Origin of the sequence: Antrihabitans spumae (assembly GCF_043944905.1) — a bacterium.
GTDB lineage: Bacteria > Actinomycetota > Actinomycetes > Mycobacteriales > Mycobacteriaceae > Antrihabitans > Antrihabitans spumae.
On the sequence record NZ_JBIMSN010000019.1, the window covers coordinates 1 to 1,849 of the forward strand.

The following is a 1,849-nucleotide window of genomic DNA, read 5'->3' on the forward strand; positions in this document are numbered from 1 at the left end:
CCAGCTCATAGCACCTTTCTTCATGTACGACACCAACTCCGAAGGAATTACCGTGAAAGCGGCAGGCTAGCCTCGTGTGATGCCGCAGCCACAGTTTCTCAACTCGGCCAAGACCTTCGTCGCAGATGCCCTACGCGGGGCACTCGCCTCGACCGACGACCTCGTCTGGCACTCCGAACCGGGCTACCTGACCCGAGGAAAGCCGTTGCCACCTGCGCAGGTCGCGCTGCTCTCTGGCGGCGGTTCGGGCCACGAGCCCCTACATGCAGGGTTTGTCGGCGCGGGCATGCTGACCGGCGCCTGCCCTGGTTTGGTCTTCACCTCGCCGAACGCACTGCAGATCGCCGCAGCTACGCGCGCCGTCGACGCAGGAGCCGGGGTCGTTCATATCGTCAAGAACTACACGGGCGACGTTCTCAACTTCCGGATCGGCAGCAACCTTGCGGCCGAATCGGGGGTCACCGTCGGCCAGGTACTCGTGGCCGACGACGTCGCCACCGAAAGCGCCGACGGACCCGGACGACGCGGGACCGCAGCCGTCATCGCAGTCGAAAAGATCTGCGGCGCAGCGGCAGAGCGCGGTGACGACCTGGCTGCCGTAACCACACTCGGTCAGCGCGTCGCCGACAACGCTCGCACGATGTGGCCGTTGCACTCCGCGCGTGCACACTGCCCGGTGCCTCGTCGCCGTCGTTCGATCTCGCCGAACACGAGATCGAAATAGGCATCGGCATCCATGGCGAACGCGGTGTCGATCGCATCGCCGCTGTGCCGGCGAACGAACTCGTTCGTCGTCTGGCCGATCCCGTGATCGCGTCGCTGAGCCTTGACACGGACGAAGAAGTGCTCGTGATCGTCAACGGCCTCGGTGGCTCCCATCCACTGCAGCTACATCTGCTTTTCGCCGAACTCGTCGACTCCCTCGCCACCAGGTCGATTGTCGTGCGTCGCACCATTGTGGGCAGCTTCGTCACCGCATTGAACATGGAAGGCGCGTCCATAACCCTCGTACGCTGCGACGAGGAGATCGTGCAACTGTGGGACGCGCCGACTGCAGCGCCGGGGTGGCCCAATGCGCCGTCAACCGACTCCGTGCAGGTTCCCGCATCCTCAGACGTCGTGTTTCGCGCACCGATCGCCGCCGATCGCGGTGAGTCGGAGGCGAGCACCGAACCCGATTGCCTCGACCGCGCCGCCGTCGGCAGCTGGCTCGGCAACTTCGTCGAGAAGGTTGTCGCTGCCGAGCCCGAGCTCACCGAACTCGATCGACAGGCAGGCGATGGCGATTTCGGCACCAACATGCTCGCCGCGCTCGATCACGTCGACATCACCGGAGTTCGTGACACGTTCACGCTGCCAACGGCGTTCCGAACCATCTCCGACGCGTACCTCGGCCATGCGGGCAGTACGTCCGGTGCGCTGCTCGGGATCTGGTTTCGTGAGTTCTACCGAGCAGCGGAGAAGGGGCTGACGGTCGCCAACCTCGCTGCCGCGGCCCGACAGGGCCTCGACACCATTGCCGAACTAGGCAATGCAAGAACGGGCGACAAGACGATGATCGATGCCATCGCGCCTGCAGTCGAAGCGCTGGAGCGTGCGGTCGCGGACGGGAGTGATCTCGCAGCAGGACTGTCCGCTGCTGCCGACGCAGCAGGGCGCGGGGCCGAATCCACAACCGACCTCGTCGCGAAACGGGGCAGGGCAAGCTACGTCGGTGACGCCGCGCGCGGGGTGATCGACCCGGGTGCGCTGGTCATCTCGTGGTTCTTCGCCGAAGCGACAGGGCCTACGGCCTCGTGAGTTAAAGGTGCCCTCCGGACGCGCTGCTGGGGTGAAAATGGGGTGTGGT

Annotated in this window: 1 protein-coding gene and 1 pseudogene; both read left to right on the plus strand. The window is 65.3% G+C overall.

Annotated features, from left to right (window positions below):
- Positions 1–79 precede the first annotated feature (79 nt).
- Positions 80–1,002: pseudogene (locus ACHIRB_RS04565) on the plus strand (dihydroxyacetone kinase subunit DhaK); the annotation flags it as partial.
- 297 nt (positions 1,003–1,299) lie between these two features.
- Complete coding sequence (locus tag ACHIRB_RS04570) at positions 1,300–1,800, plus strand: DAK2 domain-containing protein (RefSeq protein ID WP_395115257.1); 501 nt, start codon at positions 1,300–1,302, stop codon at positions 1,798–1,800.
- Positions 1,801–1,849 lie beyond the last annotated feature (49 nt).

Coding starts and splice junctions, on each gene's coding strand:
- ACHIRB_RS04570 (WP_395115257.1), top strand. CDS start 1,300: ATGCTCGCCGCGCTCGATCACGTCGACATCACCGGAGTTCGTGACACG.